This window comes from Sciscionella marina DSM 45152 (assembly GCF_000379465.1).
GTDB classification, from domain to species: domain Bacteria; phylum Actinomycetota; class Actinomycetes; order Mycobacteriales; family Pseudonocardiaceae; genus Sciscionella; species Sciscionella marina.
In genome coordinates, this window is sequence record NZ_KB905381.1 from 245,836 (window position 1) to 267,240 (window position 21,405).

Here is a 21,405-nt window from a genome sequence, read left to right on the forward strand (position 1 = left end):
CCCCATGACCACGAACTCCTCTTATGTCCCCGCCGGATACGACCCGGTCACGCTCGAAGTGCTCCGGATGCGCCTGGACTCCATCGTCGAGGAGATGGGCAGCGCGATGATCCGGTCCTCGGGATCACCGGTGATCACCGAATCCGGCGACTTCAACACGGCCCTGTTCGACCCCGAAGGGAAGATCTACTCCTATTCGGACTTCGTGCAGTTCCACATCGGATCCGGCAGCGTCGCAGTGCAGAACCTGGTCGCCGAGATCGCGGGGGAGCCGCTGTACCCCGGTGACGCGTTCATCTGCAACGATCCGCACACCGCCGGTTCGGCGCATCCACCGGACACCAACGTGATCTCGCCGATCTTCTACGGCGAGGAACTCATCGGCTGGGCCCAGTCGCAGGCCCACCTCGTCGATGTCGGCGGGATGACCCCCGGCGGGTTCGCTCCGGGCGCCTACGACTGCTACAGCGAGGCACTGCGTCTCCCGCCGGGGGTGAAGGTGTTCGAGCGCGGCAAGCCCGTCGAATGGGTCCGCCGCGTGCTGCTGAACAATGTGCGCGTCCCCACGTTGTTCTGGAACGATGTGCGCAGCCTGGTGGCCAGCAACAACACCGGGATCCGCCGGTTGTGCGGCACGGTCGAGGAATTCGGGCTCGAACAGTTCCGCGATCACACCCGGGTCAACTTCGAGATCGCCGAGCGCGTGGTGCGGGAGCGGATCGCACTGCTGGCCGACGGCGTCTACACCGCCGATGAGTGGACCGAGCACAACGGCCACGTCAACGAGCTCTACCGGGTGCACTGCACGATGACGAAATCCGGTGACCAGGTCACGATGGACTTCACCGGGTCCAGCCCGCAGACCGACGGGTTCATCAACCTCAGTTACGGCACCCTGATCGGCAGTGTGGCCAGTGCGCTGGTCCCGATCCTGGCCTGGGATGTGCCGTTCAACGAGGGCGTCATGACGGCGTGCACGGTACTCGCCGAACGCGGTTCCCTGGTCAATCCCGAACCACCGGCCCCGATCAGCAACGGGCACCTCACCACCGGGGCCAGGGTCAGCCGCCTGGTCACCAAGCTGCTCAACGAGGCGGCCCGCACCAGTGACAGCGAACTGATACGTGCGCGAACCCAAGGCGTGTGGGCGGATTCCTGGACCGGCGGCATCTCCGCGGGAACCCGGGACGACGGCGAGTACTTCGTACTGTTCAATATGGACGGTGGCGGAATGGGCACCGGGGCGCAGCCGGTGGCCGATGGGCTCGACTGCGGCGGGATGATGACCCAGGTCAACAATGCGCTGCCGGATGTCGAAATGAACGAGATGCTGTATCCGGTGCTGTATCTGTGGAAGCGGCTCAACACCGCCAGTGTCGGGCACGGTGCCCACCGCGGCGGGCACGGCCACGAGTTCGCCTGGACCCTGCATGGAGCCGGCGAGGTCACCCAGACCGTATTCGCGCCCAACGCGCAGGTGGTCGCGGACGGATTCGGTGGCGGATACTCCGGCGGTGGCAGCGGACACGCGGTCTGGCGGGCGAGCAATGTCAACCGGCTGATCGACGAAGGGATCGTGCCGACCGAGCACGCTCTGCACAGCGCGGACCGGGAACTGCTGGAGATCAACCAGCAGGGGATCGCGATCGGCGCCGAGGATGTGTTCGTACAGTGGGTCGCCGGGGGCGGCGGTTACGGTGATCCGCTGTTGCGCGAACCGGCCTTGGTCGCCAGGGATGTCGCAGACGGATACGTGACCGAATCCGCCGCGGTCGACGTGTACGGCGTCGAACTGGCCGACGGCGCCGTGGACGGCGCGGCGACCGAACGGCGGCGGGCCGCACTGCGCGCCGAACGGCTCGGCGGGCAGCCGACGCGACCGGTCGAGGCCGGGGCGAAGGCGGACAGCTCGGCGCCGCGCCGGGACACGCAGGGGTGGTACTGCCCGGCGAGCGGGGCACGATTGAGTACCGGGGAGGATTGGCGGGCCGATGTGCTCACCCGCACCAGTATCGCCGCGCAGCGCCTCGGCGAACTCGGGGTCCGGGTGCGGACACGGGAAAGCGAACCCGCGGTACTGCTCGAGGAACTGATCAGCCCGAGCTGCGGAACCCTGCTGGAAACCCGGATCCGGGTGGCCGAAGGGGAAGCGCGATGAGCCCGGCCGCGAGCGAAGGTGCAAGGGGACCGCTGGCCGGGGTCGTCGTCCTGGACATCACCCGGGTCGTCGCCGGTCCGTTCTGCTCCATGATGCTGGCCGATCTCGGCGCGACCGTCATCAAGATCGAACGTCCTGCCGAGCCGGACTATGCGCGGGATTTCCCACCGTTCCTGGAATCCGCGGACGGCGACCGGTTCAGCGCGTTCTTCGCCCAGTACAACCGCAACAAGCTCGGGCTCACCCTGGATCTCGGCGCACCGCGCGGCAAGGAGCTCCTGCGCACCCTCGTGGAACGGGCGGATGTGCTGGTGGAGAACTTCCGGCCGGGCACCATGGACAAGCTCGGTCTCGGCCATGCCGAACTGCAGAAGGTCAACCCGCGGCTGGTGTACACCGCGATCTCCGGATTCGGGCAGACCGGCCCGTACCGGCGCCGCCCGGCCTTCGACAACACCGCGCAGGCAGCGGGCGGGCTCTGGTCGATGAACGGGAACCCGGGCGAGGCGCCGATGCGGGTGGGCACCATCATCGGGGACCTCGCGGCGACCATGTACGCCGTGATCGGCACCCTGGCAGCACTCCGGCACGCCGAACGCACCGGAGAGGGCCAGCTGGTCGACGTCGCCCAGCAGGATTCGGTGCTGTCGCTGACCGAGAGCGCCGTCGTCTCCTACACGGTGGACGGCACGGTCGCCGAACCCCTCGGCAACGCGCATCCGTTCGTCCGGCCCTACGAGCTGTACCCCTGCAAGGACGGATACGTTTTCTTCGGCGGTTATACGGACAAGTTCTGGCGGCTCACCGCGGCCATGTTCGGCGAGCCCGAGGTCACCGAGGACCCCGAGATCGACACGATGGCCAAACGGTTCGATCCGGAGATCTACGAACGCCGGGTCCGGCCACTGCTGCACCGGTGGATGGCCGGGAGAACCCGGGCAGAACTGGAAGAGCTTGCCGGAGAACAGGTTCCGCTCACCGCGATCAAGGACATCGGGGATGTGGTCAACGATCCGCACATCCAGGCACGGGACATGATCGTGGACGTGGAATACCCGGGGTTCGGCACGCTCGAGATGTTCGGCCAGCCGGTGCATCTCGGTGCCACACCGGCGAATCCGCGCGGGCTCGCGCCCACGGTCGGCGAACACACCGATCTGCTGTTGCGCAGTATGGCGGGGCTGGGCGAGGACGAGATCACGGCGCTGCGCGGATCGGGAGTGGTGTGAATGAGCATCAGCCTGGAACGCGAGGGTTCCGTCGGGATCATCCGCTTCGACCGGCCGGACAAGCTCAACGCACTGTCCCTGGCGATGTACGAGGAACTGGCCGCGGCGTTCGCCGAGGTGCGCGAGGATCAGGCCATCGCGGCGGCGGTGCTGACCGGACGCGGCGATCGCGCGTTCTGCGTCGGCGCGGACCTCGGTGAGTCCATCCCGGCCCTGGCCGAGGGGCGGTTCGACATCTCGCACTGGGACGGCGCGCACCAGAAGCACACCGAGCTGTACAAGCCGGTCATCGGTGCGGTGAACGGGCTGTGCCTGGGCGGCGGTTTCGAGATCCTGCTCTCCTGCGATCTGCGGATCGCTTGTGAGCACGCCGAATTCCAGCTTCCCGAACCCGCCGTCGGAGTGGTTCCGGCGGGTGGCACCCTGGTGCGGCTCACCCGCCAGATCCCCTACGCCTGGGCCATGCGACTGCTGCTGCTCGCCGAACGCATCGGCGCGCGCGAAGCACTCGGCTACGGTCTGCTGAACGAGGTGGTTCCCGCCGAGGAACTGCTGGCGACCGCCATCGCCTGGGCCGAACGTCTCGCCGGGCTGAGCGGAACAGCGCTGGCCACCATCAAGGAATCGGTGCTGCGGCTGGCGAATCTGCCACCGGAGGAGGCGTTCCACAGCGAAGCGCGGTACGGGCAGCGCGCGTTCACGTCCCCGGACGCCGTCGAAGGGCTCGCGGCGTTCCGGGAAAAACGTGCGCCGGTGTTCCCCTCGCGCGGAGAGCCGCGATGACCGGACTGCCGATGGCGGTGCCCGAACCGGGATTACCGGAGAGCGTGACCGTCTACGAGGTCGGCCCGCGCGATGGACTACAGGCCGAGCAGACCACGCTGCGCGCCACCACCAAGATCGAACTCGTCCAGCGCCTGGTCGCCGCCGGGCTAAGGCAGGTCGAGGCGACGAGCTTCGTGTCCCCGCGCTGGGTGCCGCAGCTGGGGGACGCCGCCGAAGTGCTCGCCGGGATCGAGCTCGGCGGCCCCGCGCGCCACCCCGTCCTCGTGCCCAATGAACACGGAATGCGCCGTGCCGTGGCGGCAGGGGCGCGGGAGATCGCGGTGTTCGCCAGTGCCACCGAAACCTTCGCGCGGCGCAATCTCGGGCGCGGAGTGGACGAGGTGCTGACGGCGCTGGCGCCCGTGGTGGCCGAGGCCCGGCGGCGGGACATGCCGGTGCGCGGCTACCTGTCCATGTGCTTCGGCGATCCGTGGGAGGGGCCGGTCCCGCCCGATCGGGTCGTGGCCGTGGCGCGGCGGCTCCACGAACTGGGGTGCGCACCCCTGAGCCTCGGCGACACCATCGGCGTCGCGACCCCGGGACACATCAAGGCGGTGGTCGAGGCACTGGGTGCGGCCGGTATCGCCGCCTCGGAGCTCGCCTTGCACTGCCACGACACCTACGGGCAGGCGCTGGCCAACGTGCATGCCGGATTGCAGGCCGGGGTACGGGAGTTCGACAGCTCGGTCGGCGGGGTCGGTGGTTGCCCGTTCGCGAAGAGCGCGACCGGCAATCTCGCCACCGAAGACCTGGTGTGGATGCTGCGCGGGCTCGGCTACGACACCGGAATCGACCTCGATGCCCTGGTACGCACCGGCGAATGGCTGGCCGGGCACCTCGCCCGGCCGAACCCGTCCCGGGCCGCCCGCGCGTTGAGCCGGTCGCGGTAGTGGTCTCGGTCCGCACTGTCCTGATCGCACTCCGACCGCGATGCCGGAAACCGTGCTGCGCGAGGTGTCGTATGCTGTGGGCATCGGAGTAAAAACGCGCTCGCGGTGCTGACCGGATGGTTCCGGCGGGAAGCGCGCACACACGCGGTATCGGATGATCCGCCACTTCTTCACCACGAAGGAGTACGTGTCCCAGATGAAAGCAGCACAGTTCAGCCGGTTCGGTGGCCCAGAGGTGCTGGAGATCGTCGATCTGCCGGATCCGCACCCTGGCCCCGGAGAGGTTCGCATCAGGGTGCGCGCCGCCGGTGTCAACGCCAGTGACTGGAAGAAGCGGCAAGGCCTGATGGACGAGGAATTACCGCAGACCCTCGGTCATGAGGCGGCGGGTCTCGTCGACGAGATCGGCGAGGACGTCTCCGGTGTCGCGATCGGGGACCGTGTCTTCGGGGCTTCCCCGTACGGTGCGGCGCAGGCGGAATTCGCCGTGCTTTCGTTGTGGGCGCCGATTCCGGGCACGATGGACGACGCCGAAGCGGCGGCCGTCCCCGCGGCGGCGGAGACCGCGGCACGTGTCTTGGACCAGCTCGGCGTCACGGACGGCAGCACGGTGCTGATCAACGGCGCCTCCGGCAGCGTGGGTAGTGCCGCAGTGCAGTTCGCCACCCACCGTGGTGCCCGGGTGATCGGTACCGGAAGCTCGCTGAGCCACGATGCCCTGCGCGGTCTCGGTGCCGAGCCGGTCGCCTACGGCGAGGGGCTCAGCGAACGAGTGCGGGCGATCGCCCCGTCCGGTGTCGATCGTGCGCTGGATGTGGCGGGTAAGGGTCTTGCGGAACTCATCGATCTCGCGGGTGGCCCCGAGTACGTGGTCACCGTGGCCGATTTCCTTGGCGCGCAAAGCTATGGCGTGCGATTCAGCCGCGGCGATACCGGTCGCGCCGATTATGCGCTCGCGCAGGCCGCCGGGATGATGGCGACCGGGGACTTCGCCATCGCCGTCGGCGCTACCTTCCCGCTGGCCGAGATACGCGAAGCCCATCGGACCGGCGAATCCGGCGCGGTGCGCGGAAAGCTCGTGCTGCTTCTCGACTGATCCGCTGCCGTCATGCATCGTCCGGCACCGTGGCGTGCACGGTGCCGGACGATGTGATGATGCCGCTCGAGCGCTATTCGTCCGGTGTCTCCGGACGGGACTGGGCGGGTTCCTCCTTCGAGTGGCCGCCGTTATTCTGCCCTCGGGTGGCGAGATTGTGGATGAGCTGTTGCGCGTCGTCGCGGCCGCCGAGCCCGAACGCCAGACCGCCGGCGAGGGCGACACCGCCGAGCACGATCAGGAAGGTCGGCCCGGTCAGCTGCTGGGCGATCCGCAACTGCACCAGGGCCACGAACACGGCGTAGACGAGGATGATGGTGTTGGTGGCCTTCGCGAGCACTTCGGATCCGGTGAATCCGCGAACGATACCGGCGAGAAAACGACCGAGCAGCGCCGCGAGGAATACGATCACCAGCGCCGCGAAGATGTTCGGCACATAGGCGATCATGCCGTTGAGGAAACCGCTGATCTGCGGTACACCGAGCGCACTCGCGAACATGGTGAGCGCGATGATGAACACGAACCAGAACACCACTTTGCCGAGCACGACCGATGCGGTGAGCCCGGTTCCGGCGCGCTCGAGGAACTGCTGCACATTCGCGCGCTGCATGGCGTCGTTGAAGTGTGCCTTCTCCAACACCTTCGACACCACCCAGGCGATCGCCTTGGCGACGAAGAAACCGATGAGCAGGATGACCAGGGCGCCGATCAGCTGCGGAATATACTGCATCAGTGTGCTGAAAGCGTTCTGGAATGGTTGAGTAAAACTGAAACCGTCAGACATGGCTGTCATCACTGACCTCCTGTGAAATGAACGCCAGACATTCAGCAATGGTGGACATCAATGGCAGGCCATGCGTTTACCTGGCGCTTTTGGGTGTGCCAGCCTTCGGACGGGATCGTACATCGGAACAACGCGCGCAGCAGGGCGGAAATGTCACCCTTTCGGGGTGTTCGCGCCGATACGGGCCGAGCGGATGGAAAGGTTGCCTATGAATTCGACGCCCCGGTGTCTTCTTTTCCCGCCTGGTCAGTCGAACTGCCAGGAGCGTTTGGCCAGGCCGTACCAGTAGCCCTCGATCACCGAGCGGGGCGCCGGCCCGTTCAGGCTCGCGCCGAGCGAGACGAACAGCGGGGCGAAGTGTTCGGTTCGCGGGTGCGCGATACTCGCGGCCGGGGCTTTGTGCTGGAAATCCAGCAGGGCGTCCACATCGGCGTTCTCGAGCGCGCCGGTGCCCCAGTCGTCGAATTCGGCCGACCAGTTCGGCGGCACGTGGTCGGCGCGGCGGTGCATGTCCAGGCCGCGCAGGTTGTGCGTGAAAAAGCCGCTGCCGATGATCAGTACGCCCTCTTCGCGCAACGGGGCGAGCCTGCGCCCCAGCGCGAGCAGCCGCGCGGGATCCAGTGTGGGCATGGAGATCTGCAGTACCGGGATATCCGCTTGCGGGTACATCTCGACCAGTGGCACATACGCGCCGTGATCCAGTCCCCGTCCGGGCTCCTCGTGGGCCTCGGGCAGCAGGCTGCGCAGCCGCGCGGCGAGTTCCGGTGCCCCGGGCGCGGGATAGCGCACCCAGTAGTACCGCTGCGCGAACCCCCAGAAGTCGTAGACCAGCGGCTTTGTCTCGGTGGCCCCGATGGTCAGCGGCGCCTCCTCCCAGTGTGCGGAGACCATCAGCACCGCCTTCGGCCGGGGCAGCTCCGCCGACCAGGCGGCCAGCTCGCGCGTCCAGGTCGCGTCATCGGCCAGCGGCGGCGCGCCGTGGCTCAGATACAGCACCGGCAGGTGTTCCGGCTGAGCGCTCATCACGACTCCCTGTAACATTGAACGTTCAACTATTATAGGTGACGTGGTGCGCGGAGGAAATATTCCGCACGGCGCCCGGTCCTCGCCGCGGCGTGCCGGTCGGCGTAGTTTGCCGTCATGGCACTGAATTCCGGATCGCGCGCGGAAATCGAACACCAGGTGACCGAACAGGACACGGCCGTGGCGCTGGGCAGTGGAACGGTCGCCGTGCTCGCCACCCCGCGGGTGCTCGCGTGGCTCGAGGAGGCGACGGTGCGGGCGATCGCGGAGGAACTGGAGCCGGGGACGACGACCGTGGGGATCCGGATCGAACTGGAGCATCTGGCCGCGACCCCGGTGGGTGGTACGGTGCGCGCCGTGGCGGAGCTGCACGAGGTGGACGGGCGCACCCTCCGGTTCGAGGTTTCCCTGCGGGACGGGGACACGCTCGCCGCCCGTGGCCGGGTGGAACGGGCGGTCGTGCACGCCGAGCGATTCCTGGCCAAAGCCCAGCGGGACTGATCCGTCCGAGTGCCGGGACCGTGACGCAGCACCACGGTCGCCACGGTTCGCACCCGAGCGCGCCGAGCAGGGCCTCTCGCGGGCGGCCCGGGACGGGTACGTGCGTTTCTGTACCGCGGATCCTCGGCGCACCGTGATCGAGATACCGTCTGTCCAGCCGGAACGTCGATGCTGCGCGGCTGCGGTGATCAGCGCGCGGTGGCCGCGGTGACGGCGTCGAACAGCGCCAGGTCGACGGAGTCCGCGAGGGCCCGATAGCCCGCATCGTTACCGTGCAGCCGGTCGCCCGAGTCGTACTCGGTCCTGATCCGGCCGGGGTGATCCGGATCGCGCCACACGGCGTCGAAGTCCAGCACGGCATCGAAGGCGCCGCTGGTGCGGATCCATTCGTTGACCGCCGTGCGGGCGCTCTCCCCCTCCGCGGTGTAGATCTCCGCGCCCTCGAAGGGCGCGATCGTGGTGCCGTAGACCCGGACCCCGTGTTCGCGCGCCCGGCCGATCAGCACGCGGAAACCGGTGATGACGTCCTCGGCGGTCACCGGTTCACCGGGGAACATCGCCAGGAACCCGGCGAGCGGGCCCTCGTCGTCCGCGAAGGAGATGCCGATGTCGTTGCCGCCATGGGAGAGCACCACGGCGCCGAGACCGGGCGTGGCCAGTACATCCCGGTCGAAGCGGGCCAGTGCGGCGGTACCGATGCCGTCGTTGAGCATCCGGTTGCCGCTGATGCCCTGATTGGTCACGTACCCGGCGTTCCCGAGCCGTTGGGCGAGCAGTTCGGGCCACCCACGGTCGGTGTCCGGGGTCGAACCGGCCCCGTCGGTGCGCGAATCGCCGAGCACCACGATGCTCTCGGCCGGGGTGTCCGGAACCAGTTCGACGGCCGAGAGCAGTGCGCGCACCGGCAGGATCTCCGCGGGCTCCGGCAGCGTGGGCGCGGCGACCGCGTCGCCCGGGATCCGCCAGCCGGTCCGCATCGCGGGGTCGTGGCAGGTGCAGTCCGCCACGTGTCCCGGGAGATAGAGACTGATGGACAGTTCGGCCAGCGCGGGGACCGGGAACGCGACCGGATCACTGAGCAGCGGCGCGCCCGCCGGGATGATGCCGGTCCGCGCCCCGGAGAAGGTCAGCACGCGATCGCTCCCGGGCCGCACCGCACCACCGGGGGCTGCGAGGCCGACCCGCGCCGCGCCGATGGTGACCGGCGCGGCACCGAACTCGTTGGTGAAGCGGACGCGCAGCAGATGCCCGCCGCCGCTGACGCGCACCACCTGGCGCAGGGTCACCTCGGCCAGCGGCGGGTGGCCCTCGAGCGAGCCGATCCCGCCGTCGGCGGCTTGGGGCGCGGCGGCCCAGGTCCGGACCCAGTCGCCGGTGTCGTTCCGCTCGGTCATCGTCTCGCCTCCGTGATTCGTGTCAGTGGGACGTGCGAAGGTTCCGGCGGAACGCTCACACGCCACGAACACGGCGCTGACACGGCCGTTCCGGGAACAGGAGAGGACATGAGCGAGGACAATCTGTGCCACAGACGAGCTCTGCCGCTCAGGGAATCGACCGGTTCGTTCCGGGCAGTTGAAATAGCGGGGGTGGCGGTCGAACTCGGCCGCTTGGCGGGTTGCCGGGCGGTCACCTGCCGACCAACTCGCGGAAATCTGACTGCTACCGCAATTCCGCGCATTCCGAAGCCTTTCCCGTCGAGGGGCCGCCCGGTTATTTCGGCGGATGAGTGCGCTGTGCCGATCGCCGCGAATACCCGTACTTCTCCGCCGAGCACGTGCAGATGCTCGATCCGGAACCCACCGGGCCGCTCGTGGAGACTGCGCTTCGAGTCGGCGGGCGCCGACGGGTCGTGACGGCACGCAAACAGCGTTTATGATCTGGGGACCGTATCGGGAATCAGGTTTGGAGAGGCCGTCACGGAAGGTGACATCACGCTCCGGCAGTTGCGTTATTTCGCTGTGCTGGGCGAGGAACTGAGTTACCGCCGCGCCGCGGAGCGGTTGTTCATCACGCAGCCCGCGCTGTCGACGGCGATCAAGCAGCTCGAGCAGCAATTCGGGGTCAAGCTGATCACCCGCAGTACCCGGCAGGTCGCGCTGACCGAACTGGGTGCCGCGTGGCTGCCCCAGGTGCAGCAGGCGCTCGGCGGCGTCGACACGGTGATCCAGAATCTGCTCACGCTGTCCGGAAAGCAGCGCGGCCGGTTGCGGATCGGGTATTTCATCGGAACCGGCGCGGATCTGCTTTCCCGTATCGTGCGTGATTTCGCCAGCGTGCATCCGGAGATCGCGACCGAACCGATCGAGTTCGATTTCGCCGACCCCACCGCGGGTCTCGGCGAGCGCACCACCGAGGTGGCGATCATCCGGCCACCGGTGGATCTTCCCGGGCACCGGATGCTGATCCTGGACTCCGAGTCCTGGGTGGCCTGTCTGCCGCGGGATCACCGGCTCGCGGGCCGCGCGGAGGTCGAGATCGGCGAGCTGCTCGATGATCCGATCGTCTGCGCTCCGCCTTCGGCCGGTACCTGGCGGGACTACTGGATGGCGATGGACGCCAGGGATACGAAGCCGCCGAAGATCGCCGGGGTCGCCGCCACCTACGAGGCGGAGACGACCATGATCGCGCGCGGTCTCGGCATCAGCTTCACCACCTCCTCGGTCGAGCGGTTCTACGCGCGGCCCGGCGTGGCGTACGTGCCGATCGTGGATCGCTCACCGAGCTACACCGCGCTGGCCTGGGATCCCACCGCCCTGAGCCCGGAGGCCGATGCGCTGATCCGGTTCGTGCGGGAGCGGCCGAATTTCGGTGCGGGCGAACCCACCGAAGTGCCCCTGGCCCAGCGCTGATAAATCCACGTTATCAATACATCGGGAACCGGAACTTCCGCGAAACCCCACCGGTGACGTCTCCTGTTCAACGACTCGCACGATCAACGGGTTCGGAACGGGAGCGGTGATGGCGGAGGAAACGGTGGCCCGAGCCGATTCGACGGCGCCGGTGCCCGACGCCGAGGACGCCCAGCTGGCCAAGTTCGGCTATACCCAGAAACTCGACCGCAGCGTGGGCAAGCTCGCCTCGTTCGCGATCGGGTTCGCCACGATCAGCGCGACCACCGCCGTGTTCACCAGTTTCGGCACCGGGTACTTCACCGCGGGCGGCCCCTTCGTCTGGACCCTGCTGATCGCCGGAGCGGTGTTCGTGGTGTGGGCGTTCATCGCGGCCGATCTGACCGCGAAGCTGCCGCTGGCCGGGTACGCGTATCAGTGGACGAGCCGGATCAACGGGCCGAGCCTCGGCTGGTTCACCGGATTCATCGCGCTGATGGGCTGGATCAGCGGAATGACCGGCGTCGGCTACACCCTCTCCGGCTACATCGGCAGTTTGTTCGGGGTGAGCTTCACGCAGACGCAGCAGATCCTGGTGGCGATCGGCGTGGTGTTCGCCTGTGTGCTGATCAATCTCTACGGGGTCCGGTTCGCCACCCTGGTGAACAACATCGGGGTCAGCCTGGAACTCGTGGTGACGGTCGGCGCGACGGTCCTGGTCGCGATCATCGCGTTCCTCGTTCCCGAGCACCACCAGCCGCTGAGCACCCTGTTCGTGGGCAGCCAGCCGGACGGAGCCGGTGGCAGCTACGCGATCGCCTGGCTCGCGGCCACGCTCGGCCCGTTTTTCGGCCTGATCGGGGTGGAGGCCAGTGCCGATGTCGCCGAGGAGACCCGCGCGGCACGGTTCGTCATACCGCGCACGATGTTCTACGCGCTGGCCACCTCCATCGTGATCGAGCTCGGCATGTACATCGTCTACGTGCTCGCGATCCGCGATCCGGCCGCGGTGAACGCGCACTCCAGCGCCCCGATCGAGGAGATCATCAACCAGCAGGCGGGGCCGGTGGTGACGAAGATCGTGGTGGCCTTCGCGCTGACCAACATCCTGGCCTGCCTGCTGGCGAACATTCTGGTCGCCACCCGGCTGACCTATTCGATGGCCAGGGACAACATGCTTCCGTTCTCCCGGTTCTGGCGGCGGGTCTCGCCGGGCAGGCGCACCCCGGCCAACGCGGTCGTCGGGCTCGGCTGCCTTTCCGGTCTGCTGTTGCTGTCCGCGCTGATCAACGCGAAGGCCCTGATCTATTTCATCGGGCTCTCCTCGCTGTTGATGTTCTGCGTCTACCTGCTCCAGACGATCGGGCTGATGTTCGGCTACCGGAAGGGCACCATCCCGCGCGCCGAACCCGGAACCTTCGATCTGGGCCGGTTCCGCTTGCCGCTCTATGTCATCGCGCTGGTGGTGTTCGTGATCGTCGCGCTCGCGCTGATCTTCCTGCCGCAGTTCGCCGGAAACGGCTGGGTGTTCCTCGGCGTGGTCGCGGTCGGTGGGCTGTGGTGGCTGGCCCGGCTGCGCGGCAAGCTCCGCGCGGGGCGGGCGGGCCCGGAGTACGCGAAAACCGGATCGCCCTGAGTTCGCAAACCTGAAATTCGCTAGTCTGAAAGGATTCCCGATGACCGCAACCGAATTCGCCAACAGTAACCTCGTCTCGGTCGAGCCGGGCGCCGTCCGGGAACCCACCCCGCCCGGCTCGGTGATCCAGTACAGCGAGTACGAGCTGGACCGGAGCCGGCCACTCGCCGGTGGGGTTGCCTGGATCGAGGGCGAATACGTCCCGGCCGACGAGGCACGGATCTCGATCTTCGACACCGGGTTCGGGCACTCCGATCTCACCTACACCGTCGCGCATGTCTGGCACGGCAACATCTTCCGGCTCGAGGATCATCTGGACCGGCTGCTGCACGGCGCGGCACGGCTGAAGCTCGAGACCGGGATGAGCAGGGAACAGCTGGGCGATATCGCCAAGCGCTGTGTGAGCCTTTCCCAGCTGCGCGAGGCTTACGTGAACATCACGATCACCCGTGGCTACGGGAAAAAGCGCGGAGAGAAGGACCTCACCAAGCTGACCCACCAGGTCTATGTCTACGCGATACCGTATCTGTGGGCCTTCCCGCCGGAGGAACAGATCTTCGGCACCAGCGTCATCGTTCCCCGGCACGTACGCCGGGCCGGGCGCAACACCATCGATCCGACGATCAAGAACTACCAGTGGGGTGACCTCACCGCGGCCAGTTTCGAGGCCAAGGACCGCGGCGCTCGCTCGGCGGTGCTGCTGGACGCGGACAACTGCGTGGCCGAGGGGCCGGGGTTCAACGTGGTCCTCGTCAAGGACGGCGCGCTGGTTTCCCCCTCGCGCAACGCATTGCCCGGGATCACCCGCAAAACGGTGTACGAGCTCGCCGCGGCCAAGGGAATCGAGACGAGCCTGCGCGATGTCACCAGCAACGAGCTCTACGAGGCCGATGAGCTCATGGCGGTGACCACCGCGGGCGGGGTCACCCCGATCACCTCGCTGGACGGGCAACAGATCGGCAACGGTGAGCCCGGCCCGATCACCGTGGCGATCCGGGACCGGTTCTGGGCGCTGATGGACGAACCCTCGTCCCTGATCGAGGCCATCGAATACTAGAGCAGCCGGTCAAGTCGCCTGTTCGCGCCGCTGTTCCGGATCGTGCTGCTCCGGGAACAGCGGATTGCGCCCGTCCGAGGCGCGGGTACGGATCCGGTCGGCGGTGCGGCGCAGCTGCGCGGTCGTCATGGCCGGAGCCGGCAGCGTATGCGCCGCGTCCGCGCGGTAGGCGTCGAGCAGAATGTGCAGGTGGCGGCGCCAGAGCCCTGGGGCGGTCTGTTCGGTCGTCTCGGCGATCGTGGCGTGCGACCAGAACAGCAGCAGAATGTCGGTGGGGGAGAGGTCCCGGCGGATCGCCCCCGCCTGCTGCGCCTGCTTGACGGCGCGGGTGCCGAGCCTGCGGAGCAGCTGTTGCTTGGCCGCGAGCTCCGGTTCGGGAACGGGAATGGAGAGCAGATCGCTCATGCCCCGATCGCCCGCCGTCGCCGCGCAGGTGGTCTCCAGGAACTCGCACAGCCCCGACCAGCGGTCCTCGCGGGCGGTGGCGCGTTTTCCGGCGGTCAGCAGCCCGTCGAACGGTTCCGCGTACACGGCGCCGACCAGTTCGGCCCGGTTCGGGAAATTGCGGTAGAGGGTTCCGATGGCCACCCCGGCGCTGCGGGCGATGTTGTCGAGCGAGGCGCCGATCCCGTGTTCGGCGAAGGCCTGCCGCGCGTGCCCGAGAACGGCCGCGCGGTTGCGGCTCGCATCGCTGCGTGGCCTGCGGGTTCGCTGCCGACTGTCCGCCATGCGGGCACGGTGTCAGAGCGTATTCGAGACCAACCTCGGGTACGGCACCGTGCGGCCGATCGTCACCGGATCCGGTGACCGAAGGTGCGGTAGCGTGTGCGTAACGCTGAGCAGGCCAAGCAGGACGGTGGTGAGTCGTGAGCGGCTTCGAGGGACGGTCGGTGGAAGAGGCGCGCGAGTTGGTGCGGAGCAGTATCGACCGGCCGAGCGCGGCACGGGTGTACGACTACATTCTCGGTGGTGGCCACAACTATTCCGTGGACCGCGAGTTCGCGCGCAAACAGCTCGACGTGTTCCCGGACATCCGGCTGGCCATGACCACGAACCGGCAGTTCCTCGGTCGCGCGGTGCGGTTCGCCGTCGCGGCGGGAATCCGCCAGTTCATCGATATCGGTTCCGGGCTGCCGAGCGCGGGCAACGTGCACGAGATCGCGGACCAGGCCGATCCGGACCGCTCCTGCCGGGTGGTGTACATCGACAACGAGCCGATCGCGCACGCGCACGCGCGGATTCTGCTGGCGGACAACGCCGACGCGCGGCGGCATCTGGCACTGGACGCGGATTTCTTCGACCGCGACGGGTTGTGGACCCGGATCGTGGACAGCGGCTACATCGACCCCACCCAGCCGGTGTGCCTGCTGGCCGTGGCGCTGCTGCATTTCATGTCCCCGGAGGCCGAGCCGCGGCAGACACTGGCCTACTACGCCGACCAGCTCGCCCCCGGAAGCATGCTCGCGCTTTCCCACGTCACCAATGACGAACTGCCCGATGACGCGGCCGCCGAGGCCGTACGGAACTACGCCTCGACCGCCAACCCGGTGTACTTCCGGACGCGTGACGAGATCACCGACCTGTTCGGTGACTGGCCGCTGGTCGATCCCGGTCTGGTCTGGGCGCCGCTGTGGCACGCCGATCCGTACTTCGAGGCGGCCAGCTCGCAGCAGTCCGATCCGGCGCGCAGCAAGATGCTCGCCGCCCTCGCGCGGAAACCGGAGCGGGTCTAGGGAGTGCTCAGGTCCGTGTCGAGGTACTGCTGCACCGGTCCGTAGAGCGGAGCGGGCACGTACTCGTCGAGTCCGGTGCCGGTCAGCCAGGCGACGCAGACCATCGCGCGACGGTCAGGCGGGCCCTGATTCGGTCTCGCGCACGGCCGCCTGGGCACCGGTCTCCTCCGGCCGCGCTGTCTACCGGGAACTGTCAGGACGGGGTGCCTTCAGCGATTCGGCGCTGAACGAGCAGCACCTTCCCGTCCGGCACGACGATGGCCGCCGTGATCGGGGATTGCGTTTCGGTCTGCTCGGTCACCGCATGACGCTGACGCTGTCGATGACGTCGTTTCGGTGTGAGCGGGCCGAATTCGGCGCGTTGTTGCCCGGCGGGCGGTATTCGGGTGGGGTGAACTCGGGTCTGCCGTTGTGGATGCGGACTTACCATCGGGTGTGGTGGATCATGCGGTGAACGGGGTCGGCTTTCCGAAACCGAATGCCGGATTCGGGGTCGGTGTGCACCGTTTTCACAGTGAGCCACCGCCACTGGCCGAACGCCTGCGGATGTTCGCCTTCGTGGGAACCGGGCGCCGGGCAGCTCCCGAACCGGCTATTCCTGCCTGCCCGGTCCTTCCCAACTGACCAGCAGGGTGCGCAGCTGATCGTTCAATTCCTCCTGTGCGGCAAGGGAAAGCGCGGAGAGCCGGTTCGTCTCGGTCTGGGTCTTGGCGCTGAACACCGCATGGGCGCGGGTCAACCCGTCCTCGGTGAGGCTGACCAGGATCTGTCGCCGGTCGTCCCGGTCGATGTCCCGGCGCACCCATCCGCGGCGTTCGAGTCCGGTGACGCGTTTGGTGACACCACCGGAAGTCAGCCGCATCCGCTCCTGCAGCGCCCCGGCGGAGAGCCGGTGGGGCGGACCGGCCCGTTTGAGGGTGCCGAGCAGCTCCATCTCCCACAGTTCGATACCGAAGGCGGCCAGTTCGCGGCGCAGCTCGGTCTCGAGGTGACCGGCGATCCTGCGCAACCGGAAGCTCAGCGCCTTGCTGGCCTGCTCGTGTGCGTCGAGACCTGGGATCTCCGTCATGATCTCGTCGACTTGATCGCGCTGGGTCGCCATGCCGCGCTACTCTAACACCGGTAATTATCTTACCGGTATGAGAATGGAGGGCATGCGTTGACCGCGGGGGTGAAGCCCGAAGTCGATCCACGTCGGTGGCGGGCGCTCTGGATCTGCCTGATCGCCGGGTTCATGACGCTGCTCGATGTCAGCATCGTCAATGTCGCGCTGCCGTCGATGGAGAGCGGTATCGGGGCGACCCCGTCCGATGTCTCCTGGGTGGTCTCGGGTTATGCGCTGACGTTCGGGCTGGCGCTGGTCCCCGCGGGCCGGCTCGGTGACGACTTCGGGCGCAAGCGGATGTTCCTGATCGGTCTGCTGTTGTTCGTGGCGACCAGTGCGCTGGCCGGTGCCGCGCAGGACGCGACCTGGCTGGTGGTCGCGCGGCTGCTGCAGGGCATCGCGGGCGGGATCCTGAACCCGCAGGTGATCGGCATGATCCAGCAGTTGTTCACCGGTAAGGAGCGCGGCAAGGCGTTCGGCTGGTTCGGTGCGACGGTGGGGCTCTCGACCGCGGTCGGGCCGTTGCTCGGTGGTCTGCTGATCCAGGGCTTCGGGGTCACCGAGGGCTGGCGGTTCGTCTTCTATGTGAACCTGCCGATCGGGCTCGCGGCCGTGCTGTTCGGGCTCTGGCTGCTGCCCAAGGACCGGGTTCGCGCGGCGAAGCGGGCCCCGGATCTGCTCGGCACCGTGCTGCTCGGCGCCGCGGTGGTCACCGTGATGCTGCCACTGGTCGAGGCGGAGGAGGCCGCGGGCACCCCGCAGTGGTGGCTGATGGCGGTCGGAGCCGGGCTGCTGGTGTTTTTCCTGCTGTGGGAACGATTCCTGGGCAGCAGGGGGCGGCATCCGCTGGTCAATCTCCGGTTGCTGACCGTGCGCAGCTATGCCATGGGCAGCTTGCTCGGACTGGTCTATTTCGCCGGTTTCACCGGGATTTTTCTGGTGATCACGCTGTTTTTCCAGCAGGGACTCGGTTATTCGCCGCTGCAGTCCGGGCTGGCCTCGCTGCCGTTCGCGCTCGGCTCGGCGATTTCCCCGACCATCGGCGGGCGCATCGTGCACCGGTACGGCAGGCCGATGGTGGTGATCGGCATCCTGCTGGTGGCCGTCGGCCTGTCCGCCACTGCGGTGCTGGTGCTGACCACTGGCGGCTCCGGGTTCCTGCTCGCGGCGCCGCTGCTGGTCGCCGGGTTCGGCAGCGGACTGGTGATCGCGCCGAACTCCACGCTGGCCCTCGAGGAGGTGCCGCCAGCCGAGGGCGGTACCGCGGCGGGAGTGCTGCAGACCGGGCAGCGCATCGGTTCCGCCGTGGGTACCGCGATCGGCGGATCGCTGTTCTTCAGCCAGCTTTCCGCCTCCCACGGGGATTTCCACGACTCCGCGGCACACGGGCTGTTCGGCTCCGCGGGCCTGGTGATACTTGCGCTCCTGGTGGGTGTCGCGGACATCGTGCTGTCCAGGCGGCGTCGCAGGCGAACCACCGCGCGGGTGGCGGCGATCACCGGTACCACGACCGATGGCGCGGGCACGGCCGTCGCGGCCACGGTGACCCTCACCGCGCCGGACGGCACACAGATCGCGAAGGCGGAGACCGATCAGCAGGGCCGGTTCGGCGTGGAACCGGGACCGGGCCGGTTCCTGATGCTGGTCACCGCGATCGACCGGCACCCGATCGCGCGGTGGGTCGAGGTGGACGGGGAACCGGTCACCGTGGACACGGTGCTGGAGAGCACCGCACGGCTGACCGGCCGGGTCCAGGCGGCGCACGGACCGGTTCCGGATGTCTGTGTCAGCCTGCTCGGTCACGACGGCAGGGTGCTGCATACCGCGGTGACCGGGGCGGACGGGAGCTACTTGCTCGAGGATCTGGCGCCCGGTCAGTACACCCTGGTGGCCACCGGTTACGCGCCGAACGTCAGCAAGGTCCGGCTCTACGGCGGGGAACACGCACGCCACGATCCGGTCCTGGAAGTCGTCAGCGGGTGAGTTTCAGGGACCTTCCTCGATGCTCGAACGGACCCCGGCGAGCACCAGGTTCAGGCCCGCACGGAACTGGGCATCCCGCTCCGCGCGCGGGATGCCCGCCTCGGGCGCGCTCTTGCGGGCCTGCTCCTCGATCGTGAAACCGTTGACATAGCTCATGATCGTGTCCACGGCGAGTGGGGCCAATTGCTCGCTCGCGCCCGCCGAGCGCAGCACGCCGATGAACCACTCCCACCCCGCGATGGCCGCCGGTCCCGGCGCGGCGAAGGTGGTCATCAGCCGTGCGCCGTCGCGGTAGGTCAGCATCGCCTCGCGGATGCCACCGGCGACCGTGCGCACCCGATCCGCCCAGTCATCCTCGTTCGGTGGCCGCTCCCCGCCGAGCGTGGTGATGCGCTCCACCATGGCGTCGAGCAGTGCGCGCTTGCTGGCGAAGTGCCGGTACAGCGCGCCCGGCCGTACTCCGAGACGCTCGGCGAGCCTGCGGGTGGTGAGTGCGTCCAGCCCGACCTCGTCCAGCAGTTCCAGTGCCGCCTCGAGCACTTCGTCCCGTCGTGACATCCGGCTCCGTTCTCGTGTCGATCAGGTGCACAGCTTGCCATCCCGGCGCGGGCGACCGTAGAGTGAACTTAGTTCACGTGAACTAAGTTCACTTCAAGGAGGATGCATGCGAGTAGTGGTGATCGGGGCCGGGCTCGGTGGGTTGTGCCTGGCCCAGGGGCTGCGCGGGGCCGGGATCGAGGTGCAGGTCTACGAACGGGATGCCGGGGTCCAGGCCCGGTTCCAGGGCTACCGCATCGGTTTGGGCGGGCCGGGGCTCGAGGCACTCCGGCGGTGCCTGCCGCCGCGGCTGCGACCGCTACTGGACGCGATCGGCGGCGAACTGAGTGGCGAGGGGCGCGTGGTGGATCCGGGGCTGCGGGAGCTCGGCCGGATACCGGAGGCGGATGAGGGGCTGCTGTTCGACCGGCACGTGCTCCGGCATCTGCTACTGCACGGCCTCGCGGACCGGGTGCACTTCGGGAAGTCGCTGAACCGCTACCGCGAACTGTCCGACGGCACGGTGCGTGCCGAGTTCGCCGATGGCAGCACGGCGAGCGGCGATGTACTGGTCGGCGCGGATGGCATGGGTTCGACGGTGCGCCGCCAGCTCCTCCCTTCGGTCGAGATCCTGGACACCGGGGTCAGCGGCGTCATCGGCCGTACCACGATGAACGAGCGGTTCGCGGCACTGGTGCCCGGCTGGAGCACCCTCGTCCAGGGTGAGCACCGGCAGCTGTTCCTCGGGAAGATGCCGTTCCACCGTTCGCCCCACCTCGCCGCCGCCGAGCTGGCGCCGGACGTGTTCTTGCCGGAGACGGCGAGTTATCTGCGATGGGTGATGCTGGTGCCGGCGGGCGGCCCGATCGATCTGCAACGGGAGTACGCCGGCCAGGACGGCATCGAGGTGGTGCTCGATCTCATCCATGACTGGCACCCGGACCTGCGCGAGCTGATCCGGCAGGGCGATAGGCGCAACAGCGGAGTGGGCCCGATCCGGTACGCGAAACCTTATGCGCCATGGCAAACCCGTGCGGTGACGCTACTCGGCGATTCCGCCCATCCGCTGCCACCCGGAGGTCTCGGCGCGAACCTCGCCTTCGCCGATGCGGAACGGCTCACCACCACGCTCGGCGAGACCACCGACCTGCGCGCCTGTCTCGCCACCTACGAGGACCGGATGCGCACTGCCGCGGCCACGGTCTACCACGAGGCCATGGCCAAGCTGCCGATCTTCGAGCACCTCGTTCAGGACCGGTAGCCGCTCGGGGATTGGCCGGTGACCCGGAAAAACGCCTCGCTGAACGCGCCCGGTTTGCGGTAGCCGACCGCGCGGGCGGTGGCGCCGACGGAGTCGCCCCTCGCGAGTCGGGGAAGGGCCGCGCGGATCCGGACGTGGGTGCGCCAGCGGGCGAAGCTCATCCCGGTCTCGGCGGCGAACAGCCGGGTCAGGGTGCGCACGCCCGCGCCGACTCCGTGGCCCCAGGCGGCGAGATCACGCTGATCGGCGGGGTTCGCGAGCAGTGCGTCGGCGATGGCCCGGATGCGCGGATCGCTGGGCAGCGGCGCGGGCGGGCTTGCTCCGCTCGTCGGTTCGAGCAGGTCGAGCAGCACCGATTCGGCACCGGCGCGTGTGCGGTCCGGGCATGCCTCGTGACCGAGGTAGGCGATCAGTTCCCGGACCAGCGGGGTGATGCGGATACCGGTCGGTTCGGCCCAGTCGATCGGGCACCGTTCGGTGCCGACGGCGACGACGTAGGAGTCTCCCGGGTGCAGCACCTCCACGGCATGCGAGGTTCCGGTGGGCAGCCAGAGCGCCTGGGCGGGCGGCACGAGCCGGTCCCGATCACCGGTGTGCACGGCGACGGTCGCGCTCGCCGCCCCCACGATCAAGTGGTGCGGATGACGGTGCGCGGCGAACCGGGTGCCGCGATCGACTTGTGAGTGCCGCACATTCAGCACTGGATCCTCCCTCGCGCGGCGAACGTGGCCGGTGCACGGTCCTGGTCGGCCACCTGAC

At 68.3% G+C, this 21,405-nt stretch carries 19 protein-coding genes; 12 read left to right on the plus strand and 7 right to left on the minus strand.

Features of this window, described 5'->3' with window-relative positions; all coding sequences use genetic code 11:
* The first annotated feature begins 4 nt into the window (after positions 1–4).
* The 5 genes from A37U_RS0107090 to A37U_RS0107110 all read left to right on the plus strand — a co-directional run bounded on the left by A37U_RS0107090 (position 5) and on the right by A37U_RS0107110 (position 6,198).
* Positions 5–2,158: a hydantoinase B/oxoprolinase family protein gene (locus tag A37U_RS0107090; protein WP_020495926.1), complete on the plus strand. Its 2,154-nt coding sequence runs from the start codon at positions 5–7 to the stop codon at positions 2,156–2,158.
* Entirely contained in the window at positions 2,155–3,387 is a 1,233-nt protein-coding gene (locus tag A37U_RS0107095; protein WP_020495927.1) for a CaiB/BaiF CoA transferase family protein, read from the plus strand. Before A37U_RS0107090 ends, A37U_RS0107095 begins: the two co-directional genes overlap by 4 nt.
* A complete protein-coding gene (locus A37U_RS0107100) occupies positions 3,388–4,170 on the plus strand; it encodes an enoyl-CoA hydratase/isomerase family protein (RefSeq protein WP_020495928.1) in 783 nt (260 codons plus the stop codon).
* Entirely contained in the window at positions 4,167–5,102 is a 936-nt protein-coding gene (locus A37U_RS0107105; protein WP_020495929.1) for a hydroxymethylglutaryl-CoA lyase, read from the plus strand. The genes A37U_RS0107100 and A37U_RS0107105 overlap by 4 nt, the downstream gene beginning before the upstream one ends.
* Before the next feature lie 196 nt (positions 5,103–5,298).
* Positions 5,299–6,198, plus strand: coding sequence for an NADP-dependent oxidoreductase (locus A37U_RS0107110; protein ID WP_026196946.1), 900 nt, complete (start codon positions 5,299–5,301; stop codon positions 6,196–6,198).
* Between the two features lie 73 nt (positions 6,199–6,271).
* Here A37U_RS0107110 and A37U_RS0107115 read toward each other — a convergent pair whose 3' ends face one another.
* Together A37U_RS0107115 and A37U_RS0107120 are read right to left on the minus strand one after the other, a co-directional pair.
* Positions 6,272–6,991, minus strand: coding sequence for a mechanosensitive ion channel family protein (locus A37U_RS0107115; RefSeq protein WP_157182672.1), 720 nt, complete (start codon positions 6,989–6,991; stop codon positions 6,272–6,274).
* Positions 6,992–7,228: 237 nt separating this feature from the next.
* Positions 7,229–8,005, minus strand: coding sequence for a dioxygenase family protein (locus A37U_RS0107120; protein ID WP_020495932.1), 777 nt, complete (start codon positions 8,003–8,005; stop codon positions 7,229–7,231).
* A gap of 117 nt (positions 8,006–8,122) precedes the next feature.
* Here A37U_RS0107120 and A37U_RS0107125 point away from each other — a divergent pair, with 117 nt between their 5' ends.
* Positions 8,123–8,506, plus strand: a complete 384-nt coding sequence (locus tag A37U_RS0107125; RefSeq protein WP_020495933.1) for a thioesterase family protein — start codon at positions 8,123–8,125, stop codon at positions 8,504–8,506.
* 188 nt (positions 8,507–8,694) lie between these two features.
* Here A37U_RS0107125 and A37U_RS0107130 read toward each other — a convergent pair whose 3' ends face one another.
* Positions 8,695–9,900, minus strand: a complete 1,206-nt coding sequence (locus A37U_RS0107130) for an SGNH/GDSL hydrolase family protein (protein ID WP_026196947.1) — start codon at positions 9,898–9,900, stop codon at positions 8,695–8,697.
* A gap of 549 nt (positions 9,901–10,449) precedes the next feature.
* Here A37U_RS0107130 and A37U_RS42675 point away from each other — a divergent pair.
* The 3 genes from A37U_RS42675 (at position 10,450) to A37U_RS0107150 (ending at position 14,027) form a co-directional block, all read left to right on the plus strand.
* The gene (locus tag A37U_RS42675) at positions 10,450–11,355 is read left to right on the plus strand and encodes a LysR family transcriptional regulator (protein ID WP_020495936.1); all 906 of its coding nucleotides are present in this window, start codon (positions 10,450–10,452) and stop codon (positions 11,353–11,355) included.
* A 109-nt stretch (positions 11,356–11,464) separates the two neighbouring features.
* Entirely contained in the window at positions 11,465–12,970 is a 1,506-nt protein-coding gene (locus A37U_RS0107145; RefSeq protein WP_020495937.1) for an APC family permease, read from the plus strand.
* Between the two features lie 40 nt (positions 12,971–13,010).
* Positions 13,011–14,027 carry an aminotransferase class IV gene (locus A37U_RS0107150; protein ID WP_020495938.1) on the plus strand — a complete coding sequence of 339 codons (1,017 nt, stop codon included), beginning with the start codon at positions 13,011–13,013 and terminating at the stop codon, positions 14,025–14,027.
* Between the two features lie 9 nt (positions 14,028–14,036).
* Here the strand turns inward: A37U_RS0107150 and A37U_RS42680 are convergent, their stop codons facing one another.
* The gene (locus tag A37U_RS42680) at positions 14,037–14,654 is read right to left on the minus strand and encodes a TetR/AcrR family transcriptional regulator (protein ID WP_420806228.1); all 618 of its coding nucleotides are present in this window, start codon (positions 14,652–14,654) and stop codon (positions 14,037–14,039) included.
* Between the two features lie 239 nt (positions 14,655–14,893).
* Between A37U_RS42680 and A37U_RS0107160 the strand changes: the two genes are divergently transcribed.
* Entirely contained in the window at positions 14,894–15,760 is an 867-nt protein-coding gene (locus tag A37U_RS0107160; protein WP_020495940.1) for an SAM-dependent methyltransferase, read from the plus strand.
* Between the two features lie 592 nt (positions 15,761–16,352).
* On the opposite strand, the gene A37U_RS0107180 is transcribed toward A37U_RS0107160, so the two are convergent.
* The gene (locus tag A37U_RS0107180; RefSeq protein ID WP_020495943.1) at positions 16,353–16,862 is read right to left on the minus strand and encodes a MarR family winged helix-turn-helix transcriptional regulator; all 510 of its coding nucleotides are present in this window, start codon (positions 16,860–16,862) and stop codon (positions 16,353–16,355) included.
* A 57-nt stretch (positions 16,863–16,919) separates the two neighbouring features.
* On the opposite strand from A37U_RS0107180, the gene A37U_RS0107185 reads away from it, so the two are divergent.
* A complete protein-coding gene (locus tag A37U_RS0107185; RefSeq protein ID WP_020495944.1) occupies positions 16,920–18,848 on the plus strand; it encodes an MFS transporter in 1,929 nt (642 codons plus the stop codon).
* A 3-nt stretch (positions 18,849–18,851) separates the two neighbouring features.
* On the opposite strand, the gene A37U_RS0107190 is transcribed toward A37U_RS0107185, so the two are convergent.
* The gene (locus A37U_RS0107190; RefSeq protein ID WP_020495945.1) at positions 18,852–19,406 is read right to left on the minus strand and encodes a TetR/AcrR family transcriptional regulator C-terminal domain-containing protein; all 555 of its coding nucleotides are present in this window, start codon (positions 19,404–19,406) and stop codon (positions 18,852–18,854) included.
* Between the two features lie 106 nt (positions 19,407–19,512).
* Here A37U_RS0107190 and A37U_RS42685 point away from each other — a divergent pair, with 106 nt between their 5' ends.
* A complete protein-coding gene (locus A37U_RS42685; protein ID WP_157182673.1) occupies positions 19,513–20,646 on the plus strand; it encodes an FAD-dependent oxidoreductase in 1,134 nt (377 codons plus the stop codon).
* Here A37U_RS42685 and A37U_RS0107200 read toward each other — a convergent pair.
* Complete coding sequence (locus A37U_RS0107200; protein WP_040587031.1) at positions 20,634–21,338, minus strand: helix-turn-helix domain-containing protein; 705 nt, start codon at positions 21,336–21,338, stop codon at positions 20,634–20,636. The two genes, A37U_RS42685 and A37U_RS0107200, sit on opposite strands and share 13 nt — an antisense overlap.
* Positions 21,339–21,405 lie beyond the last annotated feature (67 nt).

Coding starts and splice junctions, on each gene's coding strand:
- A37U_RS0107090 (WP_020495926.1), top strand. CDS start 5: ATGACCACGAACTCCTCTTATGTCCCCGCCGGATACGACCCGGTCACG.
- A37U_RS0107095 (WP_020495927.1), top strand. CDS start 2,155: ATGAGCCCGGCCGCGAGCGAAGGTGCAAGGGGACCGCTGGCCGGGGTC.
- A37U_RS0107100 (WP_020495928.1), top strand. CDS start 3,388: ATGAGCATCAGCCTGGAACGCGAGGGTTCCGTCGGGATCATCCGCTTC.
- A37U_RS0107105 (WP_020495929.1), top strand. CDS start 4,167: ATGACCGGACTGCCGATGGCGGTGCCCGAACCGGGATTACCGGAGAGC.
- A37U_RS0107110 (WP_026196946.1), top strand. CDS start 5,299: ATGAAAGCAGCACAGTTCAGCCGGTTCGGTGGCCCAGAGGTGCTGGAG.
- A37U_RS0107115 (WP_157182672.1), bottom strand. CDS start 6,991: ATGACAGCCATGTCTGACGGTTTCAGTTTTACTCAACCATTCCAGAAC.
- A37U_RS0107120 (WP_020495932.1), bottom strand. CDS start 8,005: ATGAGCGCTCAGCCGGAACACCTGCCGGTGCTGTATCTGAGCCACGGC.
- A37U_RS0107125 (WP_020495933.1), top strand. CDS start 8,123: ATGGCACTGAATTCCGGATCGCGCGCGGAAATCGAACACCAGGTGACC.
- A37U_RS0107130 (WP_026196947.1), bottom strand. CDS start 9,900: ATGACCGAGCGGAACGACACCGGCGACTGGGTCCGGACCTGGGCCGCC.
- A37U_RS0107145 (WP_020495937.1), top strand. CDS start 11,465: ATGGCGGAGGAAACGGTGGCCCGAGCCGATTCGACGGCGCCGGTGCCC.
- A37U_RS0107150 (WP_020495938.1), top strand. CDS start 13,011: ATGACCGCAACCGAATTCGCCAACAGTAACCTCGTCTCGGTCGAGCCG.
- A37U_RS0107180 (WP_020495943.1), bottom strand. CDS start 16,862: ATGGCGACCCAGCGCGATCAAGTCGACGAGATCATGACGGAGATCCCA.
- A37U_RS0107190 (WP_020495945.1), bottom strand. CDS start 19,406: ATGTCACGACGGGACGAAGTGCTCGAGGCGGCACTGGAACTGCTGGAC.
- A37U_RS42685 (WP_157182673.1), top strand. CDS start 19,513: ATGCGAGTAGTGGTGATCGGGGCCGGGCTCGGTGGGTTGTGCCTGGCC.